Genomic DNA, 20523 nt, shown 5'->3' with positions numbered 1-20523 from the left:
CACCTTCCTGCTAAGCTCTAGGACGTCCCGCCGGCAACGGCAGGAACCCTGACTGCCCTCGTAGCTCAGGGGATAGAGCGTCTGCCTCCGGAGCAGAAGGTCGTAGGTTCGAATCCTATCGAGGGCACAGACAAACCCCGCCAGCCCAGCTGGCGGGGTTTCCTGCTTAAGGCGCGTGTGGCCCCTAAGGCGTGTCCCGTCCGCGGCAATGTCGGTGCCCCCTCGTAGGCTGGTTCCATCGCCGACGAGCAAAGGGGAAAATCATGTACTGCTCCATCATCCCGCCCTACCTGCTGCGTCGCCTTGCGGCCCGGGACGAACCACGCTTCTCCGCCGTTGCGCGGGCAGCCAAGGAAGCGCTGCTCCATGTCAGGTCCATCCAGGCCACCCGTGCGCTTCCGTTGCCAGCCGTCCCCTCCGGAATCCGGCAGCTCAAGCCCGGTCCGCCCAGCCGCACGGTCTATGACGCCAAGGGCTCCGAATCCCTGCCCGGCCAGGTGGTCCGGAAGGAAGGCGAACCCGCCACGGGAGACCCCTCAGCAGACGAGGCCTACGACGGCCTCGGGCACACCCACCGTCTGTACGCCGAGGCCTTTGACAGGAACTCGATCGACGGCCAGGGCCTCCCGCTCGATGCCACCGTGCACTTCGGGAAGCTGTACGACAACGCGTTCTGGGACGGAACCCAGATGGTTTTCGGCGACGGCGACGGCGAAATCTTCCAGCGCTTCACCCGGTCCCTGAGCGTCATCGGGCACGAACTGGCCCACGGTGTCACGCAGCACTCGGCCGGCCTCGTCTACCGGAACCAGGCGGGGGCCCTCAACGAGTCTCTTTCGGATGTGTTCGGCGCCCTGGTGGAACAGTACGTCGGCCAGCAGCCGGCGTCGGAGGCCAGCTGGCTGATCGGCAAAGACCTGTTCACCGATCAGGTGGAAGGTGCGGCCCTGCGGTCGCTGAAGGCTCCCGGCACCGCCTACGACGACGACGTGCTGGGCAAGGATCCCCAACCGGACTCGATGGATTCCTATGTGCGGACCGGTGCGGACAACGGCGGCGTGCACATCAACTCAGGCATCCCCAACCGCGCGTTCTACCTGGTGGCGTCGGCACTTGGCGGCAACGCCTGGGAAACTCCGGGCCGGATCTGGTACGACACACTCACCGGAGGATCCCTGCCGGCCAATGCCACGTTCACCAAGTTCGCCAAAGCCACCGCCGCATCCGCGAAGGAACTGTTCGGTGGAGACTCCCCCGAACATGACGCCGTCCGGAAGGCGTGGGAAACTGTGAAGGTAAAGTTGTAACTGGATCGCCGCCGGAGCGGTCAGCCGGCGGCCAGCAGTACCGGAAGCACAGGAACCAGGCCATGAAGATCACTGTCCAGCGCAGCGGCGGGATTGCTGCGCTCAAGCGGGTGTGGAGTGTCCAGGCCACGACGCCCACGGACAAGAGCCGCTGGGAACCGCTCGTTGAGGCCTGCCCCTGGGACGCCGTCCCGCGGTCCGCTGAGGCCGGGGGCCAGCCGGACAGGTTCACGTATTCGATCAAGGCCGGCCAGCACCGCGCCACGCTCCCCGAGCAGGCTGTCACGGGGCCGTGGCGGGTCCTCGTGGACAACACTCGGGCAGCCGCCGAAGCCGCTCGGAACAGCGGACGCCGGTCCGGCTAGACCGCCGGCTCCAGCTGCCCGCGGAACGCCCTCCGGTAGGACTGGGGGCTGGTGGACAGCACCTTGCCGAAATGGTGCCGGAGCAGCACGGAATGGCCGAACCCGGACTCGCGGGCAATCTCGTCGATGTTCAGCTCCGTGGATTCGAGGAGCTCCTGCGCCCGCAGCACGCGCTGGGAGTTCAGCCAGGCGGCGGGAGTGGCCCCCGTTTCGGACCGGAAGCGGCGCGCGAACGTCCGCGGCGACATGTGGACCCGGGCCGCAAGTTCGTTCACGGTGTGCTCGTTTTCGAGGTTGCGGACCATCCACCGCAGCAGCTCTTCCATGGGCTGTGAACCGCAGGCAGGAATGGGACGGTCGATGAACTGCGCCTGCCCGCCGTCGCGGTGGGGCGGGACCACCATGTCGCGGGCAATGCTCGCCGCCACGTTGGCGCCGAGTTCCACCCTCACCAGGTGAAGGCAGGCATCAATCCCGGCCGCGGTGCCTGCACTGCTGATGATCCGGCCGTCCTGGACATACAGGACATTTTCGTCCACCAGGGCCGCCGGGTAACGGCTGGCCAGCACCTGCGAATAGTGCCAGTGCGTAGTGCATCTGCGCCCGTCCAGCAGGCCGGCCCGCGCCAGCGCGAAGGCGCCGGAACAGATGGACATCACCCAGGCGCCACGGGCATGGGCGGCCCGCAGGGCGTCCAAAACGGATTCCGGGACGTCCTGGTCGTGGCCATAGGGGGCCATGATCACGAGGTCGGCATCGGCGGCCGCTTCCAGCCCCAGCTCCACGTGCAGGGACAGGCCGGACTTGAGCCGGACATCCCCCGGCTCCGGCGTGCAGACGCGGAAATCGAAGGCCGGAACCCCGGTCCCCCGGTCCGACCTGTCAATGCCGAACACCTCGAACGCGGTCCCGAACTCGAAGATGGAAAAGTTGGGAACAACAATCACTGCCACTGATTTGAGCATGCTTCCATTGTGGCAGAAATTATAGCTTTTTGGTCATTTCTGCCACTGTTTTGTCGCCGGCAACGGTAGAAACATAGAGGCATGGAAACCATCGGAGTCGTACTCATCGTCCTGTTGCTCGTCATCCTGTCAGCCACCATCGCCGCACTCCTCAAGGACGGACGGGGCCACACGCCGCCCGAACGCTCGGAGGAGGACTGGTCCGCACTGGAACTGCCGAGCGTCAGCTACACCCTCAGGAACTACTGACCATCGCCGTCGTGGCCGGCTGCCGCAGGGCTAGCCCGGCCAACGGCCCGGCATCTCCACCCATCACAGCAACCTACGCCCCTATCCGGACAGTTATGGTCCGCATAGGGGCGTACATTCGTTCCTATGATCCAGACCTCCGCCCGCCTGCTCCAGTTGCTGAGCCTGCTGCAGGTGCGCCGCGAATGGACGGGACCGGCCCTGGCCGAACGCATGCAGGTGACGGAACGGACCGTCCGCCGCGACATCGGCAAGCTCCGCAGCCTGGGGTATCCCATCCAGGCTTCCCCCGGTGTTGCCGGCGGCTACCAGCTGGGGTCGGGAGCCCAGCTTCCGCCACTCCTGCTTGACGACAACGAGGCCCTGGCCGTGGCCCTGGGCCTCAGCTCGGTGGCGGCAGGCCCGGTTGCGGGGATCGGCGAGGCCTCCGTGCGGGCCCTGGCCAAACTCGAACAGGTGCTGCCGTCCCGGCTGCGCACCCGGTTCTCCACGCTGCGAAACGCAGTGACCACACTGGCCAGCGACGCCGCGCCGGTTGATCCGCTGTTTCTGACGGCAGTGTCGACGGCCATTGCCGACCACCGCCAGGTGAGCTTCGACTACACAAAGGCCGACGGCGGCGCGGGCCGCCGCCTGGTGGAGCCGTACCGTCTCGTGGACACGGGGCGCCGCTGGTATCTGGTCGCCTGGGACTGCGACCGGGCGGACTGGCGCACGTTCCGGGCAGACCGCCTCGCCTCCATGCCGGCGGAACGGAAGAAGTATGTGCCGCGCCCGCTGCCCGCGCCGGACCTGGCAGCCTATGTGCAGCGCTCGGTGACGCGGTCCCCGTACAGGTATGAGGTGGTGGTGCGGCTGCACGCGCCGCTGCACGACGTGGCAGCCCTGGTGGGTCCGCATGTGGCCACCCTGACCGCCGAAGGACCGGACCGGACCATCCTGCGCGCGGGCTGGGACCGGCTCGAGGCCCCCGCCGCGCACCTGGCAGGGCTGGACATGGACTTCGAGATCCTCTCCCCGGCGGAGTTCGCGCAGCATGTCAGCAGGCTGGCCGAACGGCTGGGGAAGGCGGCGGGCGGCGGCAGGCCGGCGTCGGGCGGTATCCCTGACGATGAACCAGGCTCACCGGCTGCGCCACAGTAGACTGGTTCCAGCCATGACTTTTCATATTTCGTACCCCGCCGAGCTGCCGGTCTCCGAGCGCCGCGAGGACCTGATGGCCGCCATAGCGGCCAACCAGGTGACCATCATTGCCGGCGAGACCGGTTCCGGTAAGACCACGCAGATTCCGAAGATGTGCTTGGAACTGGGCCTGGGTGAGAACGGACTGATCGGCCACACCCAGCCGCGCCGGCTCGCTGCCCGCACGGTGGCCGAACGCATCGCCGAAGAACTAGGCGTGGAGATCGGCCAGGAGGTGGGCTTCCAGGTCCGCTTCACCGGCGAGGTCAGCCGGTCCACCAAGGTCAAGCTCATGACTGACGGCATCCTGCTGGCGGAGATCCAGCGCGACAAGCTGCTGCGCAAGTACAACGCCATCATCATCGACGAAGCCCACGAGCGCAGCCTCAACATCGACTTCATCCTCGGGTACCTCAAGCGCATCCTGCCGCAGCGCCCGGACCTGAAGATCATCATTACGTCCGCCACCATCGACCCCGAGCGGTTCGCCAAGCACTTCGGCACGGAAGAGGATCCCTCCCCCGTCATCGAGGTTTCCGGCCGGACGTTCCCGGTGGAAATCCGGTACCGGCCGCTCTCCCAGCCGGCTGGCGGGGCCGCATCTGCCGGCGACGATGAAGACAACTCTTCCGACGACGAACTCGAGGAGGACCGCGACCCGCTCGACGCCGTCTGCGACGCCGTCGACGAACTGGCCCTCGAAGCGCCGGGCGACATCCTCATCTTCTTCTCCGGCGAGCGCGAAATCCGCGACGCCGCCGAGGCCCTCAACGCCCGGATCCAGTCCAACCGGCGGCTGGCCGGCACCGAGGTGCTGCCGCTCTTTGCCCGGCTGAGCCTGCAGGAGCAGCACAAGGTCTTCCACCCCGGCCGCAATCGACGGATTGTGCTGGCCACCAACGTCGCGGAAACCTCCCTCACCGTGCCCGGCATCAAGTACGTCGTGGACACGGGCACAGCGCGCATTTCGCGGTACTCGCACCGGACCAAGGTGCAGCGGCTGCCCATCGAGCGTGTCTCCCAGGCCTCGGCCAACCAGCGTTCCGGGCGCTGCGGCCGTGTCTCCGACGGCATCGCCATCCGGTTGTATTCGGAAGAGGACTACGAGTCCAGGCCGCAGTTCACGGATCCCGAGATCCTGCGCACCAACCTCGCAGCCGTCATCCTGCAGATGACGGCCATGGGCGTGGCCCGCGGCCCCAAGGACGTGGAGAACTTCCCGTTCGTGGAGCCTCCGGACTCCCGCGCCATCAACGACGGCGTCACGCTCCTCCGGGAACTCGGCGCCTTGACTGCGGCGCGCCCGCAGGAACAGGCGGCCGACGGCGGCCGCCCGGCAGGTGCTTCGGGCGGCAGGAACGGCGGCGGCCTGACCGCCGTCGGGCAGCAGCTTGCCCAGCTGCCCGTGGACCCGAGGCTCGGCCGGATGATCGTGGAGTCCGGCAAGCGCGGCTGCGTCCGCGAAGTAATGATCCTTGCCGCTGCGCTCACCATCCAGGACCCGCGCGAGCGTCCCCAAGGGGACGGCTCAGGCAAGCAACAGCTCGCCGCCGAGAAGCATGCGCGGTTCCGGGATGAGAACTCGGACTTCACCGGCTTCCTGAATCTCTGGAACTACCTCCAGGAGAAGCAGCAGGAGCTTTCCTCCACCCAGTTCCGCAGGCTTTGCCGCGCCGAGTTCATCAACTACCTCCGCGTCCGGGAATGGCAGGACCTGTTCGCCCAGCTCCGCCAGCTCGCCAGGCCGCTGGGCATCAGCCTCGACAACAAGCGCCTGGCCGATCCGGTGGGCAACCACGAGGGCATCCACATCAGCCTGCTCTCGGGCCTGCTGAGCCACATCGGCATCCTCGACGAGCGCAAGCGCGAATACGCGGGCGCCCGCGGCAGCCGGTTCGCGGTCTTCCCCGGCTCGGCGCTGTTCAAGAAGTCGCCCACGTTCGTGATGGCCGCGGAACTCGTCGAGACGAGCCGGCTGTGGGCCCGTGTGGCGGCGAAGTTCGATCCCCTCTGGGCCGAACAGGTGGCGCCGGACCTCGTCAAACGAAGCTACAGCGAACCGCACTGGTCCAAGAAGATGGGCTCGGTGATGGCCCACGAGAAGGTCACGCTCTACGGGGTGCCCATCATTGCCAGCCGGCGGATCAACTACGGCAAGGTGGACCCGGAACTGTGCCGGGAACTGTTCATCCGGCATGCCCTCGTCGAGGGCGACTGGCAGACCCACCACAAGTTCTTCCACCGCAACCGTGCCCTGCTCCACGAAGTCGAGGAGCTCGAGGCCCGGATGCGGCGCCGGGGCATCCTGGTGGACGATGAAACACTGTTCGGGTTCTATGACGCCCGGATCGGCAAGGACGTGGTGTCCGAACGCCACTTCGACAAGTGGTGGAAGGAAGCCCGGCAGCAGGATCCCGCGCTGCTCGACTTCGACCAGGCGCTGCTGATCAGCGAGGACGCCGACGCGCTCGACGATTCGGCCTACCCGAAGACCTTGCTGCACAAGGGCTTTGAACTGCCCCTGAGCTACGAGTTCCACCCCGTTGCGCCGGGCTCCCCGCCCAACCCGTCCGACGGCGTCACGGCCGAGGTGCCCGTGCTCTTCCTGAACCAGCTGGACGATGCGGCGTTCCGCTGGCTCATTCCGGGCCAGCGGGTGGAGCTCGTCACGGCCCTGATCAAGTCGCTGCCCAAGCAGGTGCGCAAGAACTTCGTTCCCGCCCCGGATGTCGCGCGACAGGCCGTGGCCGCACTGGAGGCCGACTTCGACCCCGCGACCGACGAGCTGGAGCCCTCCCTGGAGCTGGTCCTGCGCCGGATCCGCGGACAGGTCATCCCGCCGGGTTCCTGGAACTGGGATGCCGTGCCGTCCCACCTTCGCGTGAGTTTCCGGGTGGTCGATTCCAAGGGCAGGACGCTGGATGAAGGCAAGGACCTCGCGGAACTGCAGGAACGGCTGGCACCGGCCACGAGGCGGGCCATCGCCGAATCCCTGGGTGCAACCCCGGTTACGACGGCCCCCAAGGGGCCGAAGGGCGGGCAGTCCACGCGGTCCCCGCAGGCGGCCGGCGGCTTTGCGGCGTCCCCGGACGGGGCAGGCACACCAGGCTTCGCTGAGAAGACGGGGCTCACCGACTGGGGCTTCGGCACAGTGCAGCGCCAGGTCCAGGGAGTAGTGAAGGGACACACGGTCACCGGCTACCCCGCCTTGGTCGATGAGGGCTCCTCCGTTGCGCTTCGGCTGTTCCAGACCACGTCCGAACAGGAACAGGCCATGCGCGGCGGCGTCATACGCCTGCTGGCGCTGAAAGTGCCGCCGCCGGACCGGTATGTCCTGGAGCACCTGAACAACACTGAGAAGCTGACGTTCAGCCAGAACCCGCACGGCTCCGTGTCCGCGCTGATCGCAGACTGCGCACTGGCAGCCATCGACAAGCTGACGCCGGCCGAACTGCCCTGGGACGAAGCCTCTTTCAAGGCACTGTACGAGCAGGTCCGGGCGGAGCTGATCGACACGGTCTTCACGGTCACCGCTGTCGTCGAACGGATCCTGGCCAGTACGCGCCGGATCGAAAAGCAGCTCAGGGGGACCACCAGCCTGGCCCTGATCAGCGCGCTCAACGATGTGAAGAGCCAGCTCGAACAGCTTGTCTTCCCCGGCTTCGTAGCACGCACGGGCTACGCCCAGCTCAGCCAGCTGCCGCGCTATCTGACCGCCATCGAGAAGCGCCTCGAGAAACTGCCCGGCAACGTCCAGCGGGACGCCCTGAGCATGGCAGCGGTCCAGGGGCTGGAAGACGACTACGACGACGCAGTCTCCGCGCTGCTGCCCGGCCGCCGCGCGGGCGCAGAGTTAACCCAGGTGCGCTGGATGATCGAAGAGCTGCGGGTGAGCCTCTTCGCCGTCGAACTCGGAACAGCCTATTCCGTCTCGGAGAAGCGGATCCGCGCGGTGCTGAACAAGGCTCTGGCCCCGGCGTAGCCCCCGGAAGGGGAACTGCGCCAGGTTCGCGCTCGATCGGGGCCCGCCGGCGCCCGAATCCTGCCCGGCAGGGTGTCAGGATGCGGGAACGTGCTCTCCGTGGCCGGCCCGGCGGAGCCCTTCGCGGAGTTTCTCGGCGTTGGCGTCCAGCTCTGCGGGATCGGGATTCTGGTCGGCCGAACCGAAGTCGTAGTCGGCCATGGAGTTGGACGGCCACACGTGGACGTGGAGGTGGTTGACCTCGTACCCGGCCACAATCAGTCCGGCCCGTGGGGCATCAAAAACATCGACCTGGACCGCGCCGATCTTCCGGGCAACCTCCATCACCCGGGCCAGGAGCGCGGGCGGGGCGTCCGTCCAGCGGTCCACTTCCTCGGTGGGAACCACCAGGGTGTGGCCGTCAGCGAGCGGGCCCATGGTCAGGAACGCCACAACGTCCTGGTCGCGCCAGACGAACCGTCCGGGGATCTCGCCGTTGATGATCTTGGTGAAAACGGTGCTCATGCGTCTGCCTTTTCCGATGGGGTCCCGAGGGTACTGGTGTCCAGGACAAAACGATACTTGACGTCGCCCGCGACCATGCGGTCATACGCCTCGTTCAGCTGGTCGGCGCGCACCACCTCGACGTCGGACACCACGCCGTGTTCGGCACAGAATTCCAGCATCTCCTGGGTCTCGGCGATGCCGCCGATCAGGGAGCCCGCGTAGGCGATCCTGCGCCGGATCAGGGTCCCCGGGTTGACCGGCGGCATCGCTTCGGACGGCAGGCCCAGCTGGAACAGCGCGCCGTCCAGGCGCAGGGTCCGGAAGTAGGGGTTGAGGTCATGCGGTGCCGCGACTGTGTCGATGATGACGTCGATGCTCCGGTTTGCAGCTGCCATGGACGCTTCGTCACGGGACAGGATGACGTCGTCGGCGCCAAGTTCGCGGGCCGCCTCAAACTTCGATGCGGAGGTGGTGAACACCTTCACCTCGGCGCCCATGGCCTTGGCGAGCTTCACGGCCATGTGGCCCAGTCCGCCCAGGCCCACCACTCCCACGACGTCCCCGGCCTCGACGTCGAAATGCCGCAGCGGTGAGTAGGTGGTGATGCCGGCGCAGAGCAGCGGCGCAACGGCGGCGGGGTCAAGGTTTTCCGGAACCCGCAGCACGTAGCGGCGGTCCACCACCACCGAGGTCGCGTAGCCGCCCTGGGTGACGGAATTTCCGTTGCGGGCATCCGTTGCCCCGTACGTACCGGTCATGCCGTTTTCGCAGTATTGCTCCAGTCCGTCCAGGCAGCTGTCGCATTCCCGGCAGGAATCCACCATGCAGCCCACGCCGACGAGGTCACCCGGGGCGAAATCCCCGACGGCGGCACCTACCCGGCTGACACGCCCGACGATCTCGTGGCCGGGCACCAGCGGGTATTTCTGCGCGCCCCACTCGCCGCGTGTTGCGTGCACGTCCGAGTGGCAGAGCCCGCAGAATTCGATGGCGATCTCGACGTCGTCGTCCTTCGGAGCCCGGCGGGCGACCGTCAGCGGCACAAGGCCGCTGTCGCTGGCCGTGGCGCCGTACGCCGCGGCCAGCCGCGGGCTGGAAACAGGTGGGGATCCAGGGGCAAGGGATGCGGCCTCAGGGATCGGAGTGCCGGGGATGGGCTTGGCAAGGGGCGGCGGTACGGGTCGTCCGGGAGTCATGCTCCGACGCTACCCCTGCCCCGGTCCGCTGTTCCAATCGGAGCCGGGCCAACGGCGCCAGCCTTAGGGAGCTGCCCCCGTCGCCACCTCGTTCGCAGGGTCATTGGACCATTGGGAAAACGATCCGGGATACAGCGCCGCCGGGAAGCCGGCGATTTCCAGGGCAGCGATTTCGTGCGCTGCCGTTACGCCTGAGCCGCAGTAGACGGCGGTGGGCACGTCCGGACGCACCCCCAGGGCAGTGAAACGGTCCCGCAGCTCCTCCGGAGGCAGGAACAGTCCGTCGCTTCCGATGTTTCCGGTCGTGGGGGCACTCACAGCGCCGGGAATGTGCCCTGCCCGCGGATCGACCGGTTCGATCTCACCGCGGTAGCGCTCCCCCGCCCGCGCGTCCAGCAGCACGCCGCGCCCAGGCCACTCCGCGGCCTGGGCTGCACCGATCACCGGCATCGCACCGTCGGTCAGCGTGACATCGCCCAGCGAGGCCTGCTCGAGGCCGCCTTCGACGGGGTATCCCGCCGCCCGCCACGCGGACAGGCCGCCGTCGAGCAGGAAAACGGTGGAAAGCCCGGCGTTGCGGAGCATCCACCAGAGCCTCGCGGCAGCAGTGCTGCCCGTGTCGTCGTACGCAACCACGACGTCGTTGTCCCGGATGCCCCAGCACCGCGCCGATTCCCGGAACTGCTGCAGCGGCGGCAAGGGATGCCTGCCCTGGCCCGGATCCGCCGGCGCTGCCAGCTTGGTAGGCAGGTCAACGTAGACTGCGCCGGGAATGTGGGCCGCCAGGTAGTGCTCGCGGCCGTGGGGATCGCCCAGCGCCCAGCGCACGTCCAGCAGAACGGTGCGCTCACCGGAGGTCATCCGGTGGTTCAGCGCGGACACGTCCATCAGGGGGTTCATCAAATCTCCTTTGGTTCGGATGACAGGCTGTCCGGTCCGGTGCAGGAAACGCGCGTATGAGTGAGGCTTTGCTGCGGGCGGCCAGCCGATTCCAACTGTAGCCGTGGAGGCCCTCCGTCCCGGGTAGGCTGAATCGGTGAGCAGAGCAGGTAACCGTGTGAGCAGCCAGGACCGCGCCTGGGCCGATGAAGCCGTCCGCAGGATCAACGCCGAAAACAACAGGTCGGCGGACACACATCTCTACTCCGTCCCGCTGCCGGAACACTGGGGCGTCCAGCTGTACCTGAAGGACGAATCCACGCACCGCTCGGGCAGCCTCAAGCACCGGCTGGCACGCTCGCTGTTCCTCTTCGGCCTGGTCAACGGCTGGATCCGGGAAGGCACCACCATCGTGGAGGCCTCAAGTGGCAGCACGGCCGTCTCCGAGGCCTACTTCGCCCAGCTCCTTGGCCTGCCGTTCATCGCCGTCATGACCCGCACCACCAGTCCGGAGAAGATCGACCTGATCGAGCAGTTCGGCGGCTCCTGCCTCCTGGTGGACCACGCCTCGGAGGTCTACGCGGCCGCGGAGGAAGTCGCCACGACAACCCGCGGGCACTACATGGACCAGTTCACCTACGCCGAGCGTGCCACCGACTGGCGGGGGAACAACAACATCGCCGAGTCCATCTTCGGGCAGCTGGCCCTCGAAGAGCACCCCATCCCCCGGTGGATCGTGGTGGGCGCGGGCACTGGCGGCACCAGCGCCACCATCGGCAGATACCTGCGGTACCACCGCCACGGCACGGAGCTCGCCGTCGTGGACCCGGAAAACTCCGCCTTCTACCCCGGCTGGAGGGACGGCGTGGCCGACTTCAGCACGGGGATGCCATCCCGCATCGAGGGAATCGGCCGGCCGCGGATGGAGCCGAGCTTCGTGCCCGCCGTGATCGACCACATGATCCAGGTGCCCGATGCCGCGTCGGTGGCCGCGATGCGGCACCTGCGTGGCCTCGCAGGACTGCACGCCGGACCGTCCACCGGGACCAACCTCTGGGGCGTGTGGCAGCTGATCGCGAAGATGGTCGCGGACGGAACGCAGGGCAGCGTGGTCTCGCTGATGTGTGACGCCGGCGACCGCTACGCGGGGAGCTACTACAACGACGCGTGGCTTCAGTCGCGCGGCCTGGACCCGCGGCCGCACGAGGCCACCATCAGGGATTTCTTCGAAAAGGGATCCTGGCCCGGAGGGAGCTAGACCTCCACCGAATCGCCGCTGGAGAGGTGCGCATACTCGGTGCCGTACTTGGCCCCCAACCGCTTCACGTGCCCTTCAATGAGGCCGAGTCCGGTTTCGTTCAGCAGGGCGTCGTGGATGGGGAACGCCTTGGCGGCGCGGACCCCGATGACGAAGTCCACCACCTCGCCCACTTTGTTCCAGGGCGCGTGGACCGGCACCAGGAGCGTCCGGACCGCGATGCCGTCCGGAATAACGAAGGAGTCCCCCGGGTGGTACACATTGGAGTCGATGAGGTATCCGATGTTGGCCACCACGGGTATCTGCGGGTGGATCAGCGCGTGTTGCCCGCCGAAGGTCCGCACGTCGAATCCGGCAGCCGTGAACGTCGAGCCCGGGTCCACGGCATGGATCCGCGGGGCCGCTAACGGCGCTTCGGACCGAAGCTTCGCTGCTACACCAGCGGGTGCAAAGACCTGCAGCGCATCATTGCCCTGCAGGGCCGCGACAACGGCGGGGACATCAACGTGGTCGCCGTGTTCGTGGGTGATCAGGACGGCCCCGGCGGAGTCGAGGGCCGGGCCGGTTTCGGAGAACGTGCCGGGATCCAGCACGAGCGCCTGGCCGTCCTTCTCGAGCCGGACACAGGCGTGGGTGTACTTGGTCAACTTCATGGAGCCAGCCTAGGGCGGCCCGCACGGCACTGTCCATGAACGGCCATGCATATGAACGGCAGTGCCCATGAACCCCGGCTGGTAATCTTGGACATTGCCAACACCCCTCAGGGAAGCGAGTCCATCCATGGCCCACGGCGCCAAAGCCGACGGCACGAAGCTAGCCGCACCGGCTGCCACCGGCGGCAGGGAGCAGCGTGTCACCAAGCAGCGACTGGCGGTGAGCGCCGCCCTCGATGAGCTTGACGACTTCGTCAGCACCCAGGAGCTCTACCGGATCCTGCAGAACCAGGGCACCTCCGTGTCGCTGGCCACTGCCTACCGGATCCTGCAGTCGCTCGCCGACGACGGGCTTGTGGATGTCCTGCGTAACGGCGAGGGCGAGGCCGTGTACCGGAGGTGCGCCGTCACCGGCCACCACCATCACCTGCTGTGCCGCAACTGCGGCAAGGCTGTGGAAGTCGAGGCTCCCGCGGTAGAGACCTGGGCCGCGCGGACCGCAGCGGAGCACGGCTACACCGAAGTGGCCCACACCGTTGAGATCTACGGCCTGTGCCCGGACTGCACGGCACGGAAGGCCGCGGCAGGCTAGGTGTGCGACTAAGCTGCTCCGGCCTCCGCCGGGAGCACGCGCCCGTTCAGGCCGCGCCCGGCCCGTACACCGCCGACGATCCGGCACACAACGTAGATCAGGAACGACAGAGTGGTCACGTACGGGCTGATCGGAATCCGGCCGCCCAGGGCAAGCATGATCCCGCCCACCGTGGCCGTCACCGCGAAGGCCACACTTAGCGTCACCACCAGCCGGGGTGAGGACGTCACGCGCAGCGCCGCGGCCGCAGGGGTGATCAGCAACGCGAGCACCAGCAGTGCCCCCACTACCTGGATGGACAGCGCCACGCTGATTCCAAGCAGCACCATAAAGCCGATGCCCAGCGTCCGGACGGGCACACCGCGCGCTTCCGCCACCTCCGGGTCCACGCTCGCAAAAGTGAGCGGACGCCAGATCGCCACCAGGGCAATCATCACCACCAGGGCGGCCGTGGCCAGCACCTGGAGCTGGACGGTGTCCACGGACACGATCTGCCCCGTCAGGAGGCCGAACTTGTTTGAAGCCCGCCCCTCGTAAAGCGAGAGGAACAGGATGCCCAGGCCAAGGCCGAACGGCATGATCACGCCAATAATGGAATTCTTGTCCCGGGCGCGGACGCCCATCACTCCCAGGAGCAGCGCCGCGAGCACCGAACCGATGAGGGATCCGAAAACGATGTCTGCTCCGATCAGCAGCGCAAAGGCTGCGCCGGCGAAGGATAGCTCGGAGATGCCGTGGACCGCGAAGGCGAGGTCACGCTTCATCACGAAGGTGCCCATGAGGCCGCCCAGGAGGCCGAGCAGCGCGCCGGCCCAGATGGAGTTCTGCACCAGGGCCAGGAGCTCGCCGTAGTTCTCGAAATTGAAAATGGCACGCAGGATGCTGTCGAAATCCATTTAGCCCACCTCCCCTGCCACGGAGTGTGCGTCCTCGTGGTGGTGCGTTGCGGCCTCGGGCAGCCCCACTACGATCATCCGGCCGTTGGCGTGGATCACTTCCACCCGGCTGCCGTAGAGGCCGGAGAGCACCTCGGTAGTCATCACTTCAGACGGCTTGCCCACCCGGAACCGTCCGCCGGCAAGGTAGAGGACGCGGTCCACGTAATCGATGATCGGGTTGATCTCGTGCGTCACGAAGACCACGGCGCTGTCCTGGCTGCGGCACTGCTTGTTGATCAGTGCGCTGACGGCCTGCTGATGCTGAAGGTCCAAAGAGAGCAGCGGCTCGTCGCACAGGAGGACCTGCGGATCCGCGGCCAGCGACTGGGCCACCCTGAGCCGCTGTTGTTCACCGCCGGAGAGCTGGCCCACCGGCACCTTGGCGTACTCCGTGGCGCCGACAAGGTCCAGCAGTTCATCGATCCGGCGGTTGGCCTTGGCGGCGCCCACCCGCAGGCCCCAGCGGTGTCCGTCAACGCCCAGGCCCACAAGGTCCCGGGCCCGCAGGGGCGTGTCCGGTGCGAAGGATTTCTGCTGCGGAATGTAGCCGATCAGGTTGCTTCCCCGTTCCACCGGGCGGCCACCCAAGGTCGCCGACCCGGAATGGAGCTCCTGGAGTCCCAACAGGACCTTCAGGAACGTGGTCTTTCCGCTGCCGTTCGGGCCGAGGACGGCAAAGAACTCGCCGGGATTGATGTCGAGGTCCAGGTCCTCCCAGAGCGTCCGTTTGCCGAACTTCAGGGTGGCTCCGCGGAGGCTCACTACCGGTTTCAACGTTCTTTATCCTCGATTCATGCGGGGCGAAGCGCCCCCACCATCTTAGGACGGCCCGTCCAAGGATGGTTCAATCCGGCACGGTCCGCTGCCGGCGGTCCAGTTGCGGCGTTTTGCCGGGGGTCCAGTTGCGGCGGGCTACTTGCCCAGTGCCTGCTTGATGCTGTCCACGTTGGCGGTCATCCACTGAACGTACGTCTTCCCGTCGGGCAGGGTTTCGCTGAAGTCAAGCACCGCAATCCCCGCTCCCTCGGCCGCCTTCTTAAGGGCCTGCGTCTGCGGGCCTTCGGTCTGCGTGTTGTAGGCCAGGAACTTGATGTCCTTTGAACCGGCCAGTTCCGTGGCTTCCTTGAGCGCCGCGGGCGGCACATCGGAGCCTTCCTCGATCGCGGCCGTATAGTCAGCCGGCGTTTTGTTCACCAGGCCGGCGGCTTCGAGCAGGTAAAGGGGCACAGGTTCAGTGACGGCCACGGGCGCCTGCGCGGCCGTCGCCGTGAGGCCGGTGACCTGCGCATTGAGCCCGGAAATCTCCTGCTTGAACGCGGCGGCATTGGCCTGGAAGGTCGGTGCCGAGGCCGGCTCCAGCGCTGCGAGTTTGGCCTCAACGGCATCGGCCAGCTTGGTCATGGCACCGAGGCTGTACCAGACATGCTCGTTGAAGGCTCCGTGGTCATGGGAGTGACCGAGTTCGTCGGCCTCGGCTGTGGAACCGGCAGCCGGCTCCTCCTCGGGGGCAAGCCCGGACACCTCAACGGCGCTGATGATGTTGTCATGGCCCAGGTTGCTGTCATCGGCAAGCTTGTGGATGAAGTCGTCATAGCCGCCGCCGTTTTCAACGACCAGCCTGGCTTTGGAGACCGCCAGTTTGTCCTGGGTGGTGGCCTCGTAGGAATGCGGATCCTGGCTAGCTTTGGTGATGAGTGCCTTGACATTGACCTTGTCCCCGCCGATTTCGCGGACGATGTCCCCGTAGACGTTCGTGGAGGTGACCACCTCGATGGCGCCGGAACCCTCCTGCTGGCCGCCCGCCGTCGTACTGCAGGCTGACAGCAGCAGGCTCAGGCCGGCAAGGGCGGTGACGGAAAGGACGGCTGAACGGCGCACGGAAGGACCTCGGATCTGGTTGTCAGGACTTGCTACATGAGAATCAGGAGCATTAGCAACAAGACGAGTGTAGCCCTAAATGGGAATGATTCCTATTTAGGGCTACACCGGTCAGGGCGCGGGCGCTGCCGGCGCCTACTCTCCGTCCGGCTGACCCAGCCGGCGGATACCCTTCGCCTGCGTCGCATCGCGGATCTCGCCGACCAGCTGCTCGATCACGTCTTCCAGGAACAGCACGCCCCGGGTGTTCCCGTCGGGTCCGATGACGCGCGCCAGGTGCGAACCGGTGCGCTGCATCACGGACATCGCTTTCTCGATCTCGTCGTCCATGGACAGGTTCGCCAGGGACCTGATCCGGCTTTCCGCAATCGGATGCTCGTAGTCGCCCTCCGGGATGGACAGCACATCCTTGATGTGGAGGTAGCCCGAGAGCATGCCGTCCTCGTCCATCATCGGGAAGCGGGAGAACCCGGTGCGGCTCACGGCCTTTTCGAACTCAACCGGCGTGGTTGCCGCTTTCATCATGACCAGCTTGTCCAGCGGGACCATGATGTGGGATGCCGTATGTTCCGAGAATTCCAGTGCACCCGTGATCAGTCCGGCATCATCGTCCACCAGCCCGTGCCGGGTGGATTCCTGCACGATCGACTGGACTTCCTCCAGGGTGAACGAGGAGTTGACCTCATCCTTGGGTTCGATCCGCATGGCGCGCAGAATGTGGTTTGCGGACCAGTTGAGGGCCACAATCGCCGGATTCACGAGCCGTGCAATGAACATCAGCGGCGGCGCCAGCAACAAGGCCGCCTTGTCCGCGACGGAAACCGAAATGTTCTTCGGAACCATCTCGCCGAAGGTCACATGCAGGAAGGTCACCACGAGGAGCGCCACGGTGAACGCCACGACATCCGCGATTTCCATGGGCAGGCCCACTGCTTCCAGGGGCACCGCCATCAGGTGGTGGATCGCGGGTTCAGCCACCTGCAGGATCAGCAGGGAACAGACCGTGATGCCCAGCTGCGCACAGGCAAGCATCAGCGAGACGTTTTCCATGGCCCGCAGCGTGGTCTGGGCCCGTATGGACCCGGCTTCCGCCAGCGGCTCGATCTGGCTCCGGCGCGCCGACATCACGGCGAACTCCGCGGCGACGAAGAAGGCGTTGCCGATCAGGAGGATGACGAGCCACAGGATTCCTACCCAGTCGCTCATGCGGTGCCTCCCTTGCCGGCAACATGCTCTTCGCCGTGGACACGAGAGGGCTTGAAGCAGATCCGGTCGATCCGGCGGCCCTCCATGCGGGTCACGCTCAGTGTTCCGCCTCCGACGTCGACCCTGTCCCCCACCACCGCGATCCGGCCGAGCTGGCTCATGACATAGCCGCCGACCGTCTCGTAGGCGGACTCATCGGGAACAGTCAGGCCTGGAATCTGTTCGGAGAGCTCGTCCGGGCGCAGCAGCCCCGGGAAATACCAGTCGCCCGAAGCGCTCTGGAGGAGCCCGGGCCTGACTTTGTCGTGTTCATCCGCGACTTCGCCGACGATTTCCTCGACGAGGTCTTCCAGCGTGGCAATGCCGGCCGTGCCGCCGTATTCGTCCAGAACGACGGCGAGCTGCAGGTTTCCTTCCCGCAGTTCAGCCAGGAGTGCATCCAGGTGGATGGTTTCGGGCACCCTCAACACGTCCGTCATGATGGCGCCGGCTTCGAGGTTGGCGCGCCGGTCCCAGGGCACGGCGATGGCTTTCTTGACGTGAACCAGGCCGCGGATGTCGTCCGCGGACTCGCCGATGATCGGGAAACGCGAATACCCCGTGCGCTTTGCGGCGTCCACAATGTCCGACACCGGCTGTTCGGCCGCGATGGTCTCCACCCTGATCCTGGGCGTCATAACGTCCGCTGCCGTGCGGCCGGAGAACTTGAGCGTCCGGTCGATGAAGTTGGCCGTGCCGGCGTCGAGCGTTCCCATGGCGGCGGAGCGCCGCACCAGGGAGGCCAGTTCGGCTGGTGTCCGCGCCCCGGAAATCTCTTCCTTGGCTTCCAGTCCGAAGACGTTCAGCACCTTGTTGGAGAATCCGTTGAGCACGACGATGGCCGGTTTGAAGATCGCGGTGAACACCAACTGCGGGCGGGCCACTGCCTTGCCGATGGGCAGCGAGAGCGCAATGGCCATGTTCTTGGGGACCAGTTCGCCGATCAGCATCGACAGCAGGGTGGCGATGGTCATGGCGAGCACCAGGGATACTGACGCCGCTGCGGTCTCGGGAACGCCGGCCGCGGCCAGCGGACCTTCCAGCAGTTGTCCCACGGATGGCTCCATGACGTAGCCGGTCAGCAGGGTGGTCAGGGTAATGCCGAGCTGGCAGCTGGAAAGCTGGGTGGATAGCGATTTGAGGCACTTGAGCAGCGGCACGGCCGCGGCGTCGCCGTTGTCCACGGCCCGCTGGACCGTGGCCTGGTCAAGGGCGACGAGGGAAAATTCGACGGCGACGAAGAAGCCCGTGCCAAGGATGAGCAGGAGGCCTGCTCCAAGCAACAACCATTCCATCAGCGGCTGGCCTCCGGATATCCGGCGAGCAGACGTCCCTCACCGGGATCAGTGGGCGCCGGGGGTCCAGCGGGCGAAGAGTGGAAGGTGTTGCCGGGGAAACTGGCCGGCGGAGGATGGTCGGCCGGTGCCGACCCTGTTTCCTGAAAGGCTGCGGCGGAGTGAACTGCTGCAGAGTGATGGGCGCGTGAACGGGGTTTGCCGGCTCTGTGGGTGTGCTGCGGGGAGCTCGTGTTCCTGCTCCGCTGACAGCCCCCAGGCCGGCACCTAGAATTACTGTCCATAAGAGTTTCAGTCTACAGGAGCAGCCACGGCGTACCGGAGCGGCGGCCGGGCAGCCGCCGCCGCTCCTTCGCACGCACCCCTCACCAGCTTTGCGGAACGGGCCGGCCTTCCTCGTAACCGGCCGCAGACTGGATTCCGGCAACGGCACGCTCGCGGAAGCCGGCGAGGTCGGCGGCGCCGGCATAGCTCATGGAACTGCGAAGTCCGGCGGTGATCATGTCCACGAGGTCCTCCACACCCGGCCGGGCGGGGTCCAGATACATGCGCGACGTGGATATGCCTTCTTCGAAGAGCGCCTTCCGATCCTTTTCGAAGGCGCCTTCACGCTGGTTGCGGTTCTGCACCGCCCTGGCCGACGCCATGCCGAAGCTCTCCTTATATAGGCGGCCGTTCGCATCCGGCTGCAGATCCCCCGGGCTTTCGTGGGTACCTGCGAACCACGAGCCGATCATCACCTGGCTTGCCCCGGCCGCCAGCGCCAGGGCAACGTCACGCGGGTAACGCACGCCGCCGTCGGCCCAGATCCGCCCTCCCGCGGCGCGCGCCGCAGCCGCGCACTCAAGCACGGCGGACAGTTGCGGGCGGCCGACCGCCGTCATCATGCGGGTGGTGCACATGGCGCCCGGTCCAACGCCCACCTTGACGATGTTCGCGCCGGCGTGGATCAGTTCGCGGGTGGCGTCCGCAGTCACGACGTTCCCGGCCACGAGGGGAACGGAGGGGTCCAGGCGGCGGACGGCCGCGAGGGCGTCGAACATCTTCTGCTGGTGCCCGTGGGCCGTATCGATGACGAGTATGTCCACTCCGGCGGCCAGCAGCTCCGCGGCCCGGCCCGCCACGTCACCATTGATTCCGACGGCGGCAGCCACCTTGAGCTTCCCCTCCGCGTCCAGCAGCGGCCGGTAGATGGTGGAACGAAGGGCGCCCTTGCGGGTGAGGACCCCCGCGAGGGAACTGCCGAGCTGAACGGGCGCGAAGTCCGTACCCGCGGAGTCCATGGCCGCAAAAGCAGCACGGAGCGAGGCGTCACGGGCGGCCGGGCCTGTTCCCGCCCCGTCCGCCGCGCCAGCCGCGGCGCCGGCGCCGGCGCCGAAGTCGGCGGCGCCGAGCACCAGGGCCGGCCGCATCACGGATGCGAGGGAGGCAAAACGGTCCTGCCCCTCGCAGTCCGCCGCCCGGACCACCCCGGCAACCTTGCCGGCGTCGTCCACCACCACGACCGCCCCGTGCGGCCGCTTGCCCATCAGGTGGAGGGCGTCGATGACGGTTTCCGAGGCCAGCAGGCTCACCGGAGTTTCGAATACCGTGTGGCGGGACTTGATCCAGTCTGTGACGTCCCGGAGCACCTCCAGCGGAACGTCCTGCGGCAGGACCGCCAGCCCGCCGCGGCGGGCCATTGTCTCGGCCATCCGCTTTCCGGTCACGGCGGTCATGTTGGCCACCACCAGCGGGATGGACGAGCCGGTGCCGTCGTCGGCTGCAAGGTCCACATCCAGCCGTGACGTCACGTCCGAACGCGAGGGCACCAGGAAGGCGTCCGAATAAGTCAGGTCGGTGGACGGTTCACTCAGAAAACGCACGGCTGCTCCTCGTCGAAAAGGGGTTCTCACTGCGAGTCTAGGCGAGGGCGCGCCCCCAGCGGGACGGCGCCGGGGACGACGCCGGGGACGGCTCCGGAGACGGCCCCGGAGGCTTATTCCCGCAATAGTTTCGCCGCTACATGATTTGGGTCACCCTTATTGGCAGTTAACCAAGAATCGTCACTAGA

At 66.8% G+C, this 20523-nt stretch carries 18 protein-coding genes and 1 tRNA gene; 8 read left to right on the top strand and 11 right to left on the bottom strand.

What is annotated here, in order from left to right:
- Window positions 1-54 precede the first annotated feature (54 nt).
- From CXQ91_RS02510 to CXQ91_RS02500, 3 genes are all read left to right on the top strand, one after another.
- Window positions 55-127 (top strand) — tRNA-Arg (locus tag CXQ91_RS02510).
- A 136-nt stretch (window positions 128-263) separates the two neighbouring features.
- Window positions 264-1307 (top strand): M4 family metallopeptidase, encoded by a 1044-nt coding sequence (locus tag CXQ91_RS02505; protein ID WP_104172326.1) that lies wholly within the window; start codon window positions 264-266, stop codon window positions 1305-1307.
- Window positions 1308-1369: 62 nt separating this feature from the next.
- Window positions 1370-1672 (top strand): protealysin inhibitor emfourin, encoded by a 303-nt coding sequence (locus tag CXQ91_RS02500; RefSeq protein ID WP_104172325.1) that lies wholly within the window; start codon window positions 1370-1372, stop codon window positions 1670-1672.
- Here the strand turns inward: CXQ91_RS02500 and CXQ91_RS02495 are convergent.
- Window positions 1669-2637: a GlxA family transcriptional regulator gene (locus CXQ91_RS02495; protein ID WP_104172324.1), complete on the bottom strand. Its 969-nt coding sequence runs from the start codon at window positions 2635-2637 to the stop codon at window positions 1669-1671. The two genes, CXQ91_RS02500 and CXQ91_RS02495, sit on opposite strands and share 4 nt — an antisense overlap.
- Window positions 2638-2718: 81 nt before the next feature.
- Between CXQ91_RS02495 and CXQ91_RS24680 the strand changes: the two genes are divergently transcribed.
- The 3 genes from CXQ91_RS24680 to hrpA all read left to right on the top strand — a co-directional run bounded on the left by CXQ91_RS24680 (window position 2719) and on the right by hrpA (window position 8050).
- Window positions 2719-2886 carry a hypothetical protein gene (locus CXQ91_RS24680; protein ID WP_181038741.1) on the top strand — a complete coding sequence of 56 codons (168 nt, stop codon included), beginning with the start codon at window positions 2719-2721 and terminating at the stop codon, window positions 2884-2886.
- Between the two features lie 126 nt (window positions 2887-3012).
- Window positions 3013-4029, top strand: a complete 1017-nt coding sequence (locus CXQ91_RS02490; protein ID WP_104172323.1) for a YafY family protein — start codon at window positions 3013-3015, stop codon at window positions 4027-4029.
- 13 nt (window positions 4030-4042) lie between these two features.
- Entirely contained in the window at window positions 4043-8050 is a 4008-nt protein-coding gene (gene hrpA / locus CXQ91_RS02485) for an ATP-dependent RNA helicase HrpA (RefSeq protein WP_104172322.1), read from the top strand.
- A gap of 75 nt (window positions 8051-8125) precedes the next feature.
- Here hrpA and CXQ91_RS02480 read toward each other — a convergent pair whose 3' ends face one another.
- The 3 genes from CXQ91_RS02480 to CXQ91_RS02470 all read right to left on the bottom strand — a co-directional run bounded on the left by CXQ91_RS02480 (window position 8126) and on the right by CXQ91_RS02470 (window position 10632).
- Window positions 8126-8554 carry an HIT family protein gene (locus tag CXQ91_RS02480; RefSeq protein WP_104172321.1) on the bottom strand — a complete coding sequence of 143 codons (429 nt, stop codon included), beginning with the start codon at window positions 8552-8554 and terminating at the stop codon, window positions 8126-8128.
- Entirely contained in the window at window positions 8551-9732 is a 1182-nt protein-coding gene (locus CXQ91_RS02475) for an NAD(P)-dependent alcohol dehydrogenase (protein WP_104172320.1), read from the bottom strand. The genes CXQ91_RS02480 and CXQ91_RS02475 overlap by 4 nt, the downstream gene beginning before the upstream one ends.
- 63 nt (window positions 9733-9795) lie before the next feature.
- Complete coding sequence (locus tag CXQ91_RS02470) at window positions 9796-10632, bottom strand: sulfurtransferase (RefSeq protein WP_104172319.1); 837 nt, start codon at window positions 10630-10632, stop codon at window positions 9796-9798.
- Window positions 10633-10768: 136 nt separating this feature from the next.
- Between CXQ91_RS02470 and CXQ91_RS02465 the strand changes: the two genes are divergently transcribed.
- A complete protein-coding gene (locus CXQ91_RS02465) occupies window positions 10769-11869 on the top strand; it encodes a PLP-dependent cysteine synthase family protein (protein ID WP_104172318.1) in 1101 nt (366 codons plus the stop codon).
- On the opposite strand, the gene CXQ91_RS02460 is transcribed toward CXQ91_RS02465, so the two are convergent.
- Window positions 11866-12522 carry an MBL fold metallo-hydrolase gene (locus CXQ91_RS02460; protein WP_104172317.1) on the bottom strand — a complete coding sequence of 219 codons (657 nt, stop codon included), beginning with the start codon at window positions 12520-12522 and terminating at the stop codon, window positions 11866-11868. The genes CXQ91_RS02465 and CXQ91_RS02460 overlap by 4 nt on opposite strands.
- 127 nt (window positions 12523-12649) lie before the next feature.
- Between CXQ91_RS02460 and CXQ91_RS02455 the strand changes: the two genes are divergently transcribed.
- A complete protein-coding gene (locus CXQ91_RS02455; RefSeq protein ID WP_104172316.1) occupies window positions 12650-13114 on the top strand; it encodes a Fur family transcriptional regulator in 465 nt (154 codons plus the stop codon).
- 8 nt (window positions 13115-13122) lie between these two features.
- Here CXQ91_RS02455 and CXQ91_RS02450 read toward each other — a convergent pair whose 3' ends face one another.
- The 6 genes from CXQ91_RS02450 to CXQ91_RS02425 all read right to left on the bottom strand — a co-directional run bounded on the left by CXQ91_RS02450 (window position 13123) and on the right by CXQ91_RS02425 (window position 20335).
- The gene (locus CXQ91_RS02450; protein WP_104172315.1) at window positions 13123-14010 is read right to left on the bottom strand and encodes a metal ABC transporter permease; all 888 of its coding nucleotides are present in this window, start codon (window positions 14008-14010) and stop codon (window positions 13123-13125) included.
- On the bottom strand, window positions 14011-14826 hold the full coding sequence (locus tag CXQ91_RS02445) for a metal ABC transporter ATP-binding protein (protein ID WP_104172314.1): 816 nt from the start codon (window positions 14824-14826) through the stop codon (window positions 14011-14013).
- Window positions 14827-14964: 138 nt separating this feature from the next.
- A complete protein-coding gene (locus tag CXQ91_RS02440; protein ID WP_104172313.1) occupies window positions 14965-15930 on the bottom strand; it encodes a metal ABC transporter solute-binding protein, Zn/Mn family in 966 nt (321 codons plus the stop codon).
- Window positions 15931-16065: 135 nt separating this feature from the next.
- Window positions 16066-17136 carry a hemolysin family protein gene (locus CXQ91_RS02435; protein ID WP_104172312.1) on the bottom strand — a complete coding sequence of 357 codons (1071 nt, stop codon included), beginning with the start codon at window positions 17134-17136 and terminating at the stop codon, window positions 16066-16068.
- Window positions 17133-18470, bottom strand: coding sequence for a hemolysin family protein (locus CXQ91_RS02430; protein WP_104172311.1), 1338 nt, complete (start codon window positions 18468-18470; stop codon window positions 17133-17135). Before CXQ91_RS02430 ends, CXQ91_RS02435 begins: the two co-directional genes overlap by 4 nt.
- Before the next feature lie 365 nt (window positions 18471-18835).
- Window positions 18836-20335, bottom strand: coding sequence for a GuaB1 family IMP dehydrogenase-related protein (locus tag CXQ91_RS02425; RefSeq protein ID WP_104172310.1), 1500 nt, complete (start codon window positions 20333-20335; stop codon window positions 18836-18838).
- Between the last annotated feature and the right edge of the window lie 188 nt (window positions 20336-20523).

The organism is Arthrobacter sp. Y81, assembly GCF_002929335.1.
GTDB lineage: Bacteria > Actinomycetota > Actinomycetes > Actinomycetales > Micrococcaceae > Arthrobacter.
The sequence above is the reverse complement of the archived record's forward strand: the minus strand, read 5'-3'. Positions and strand labels throughout refer to the sequence as shown.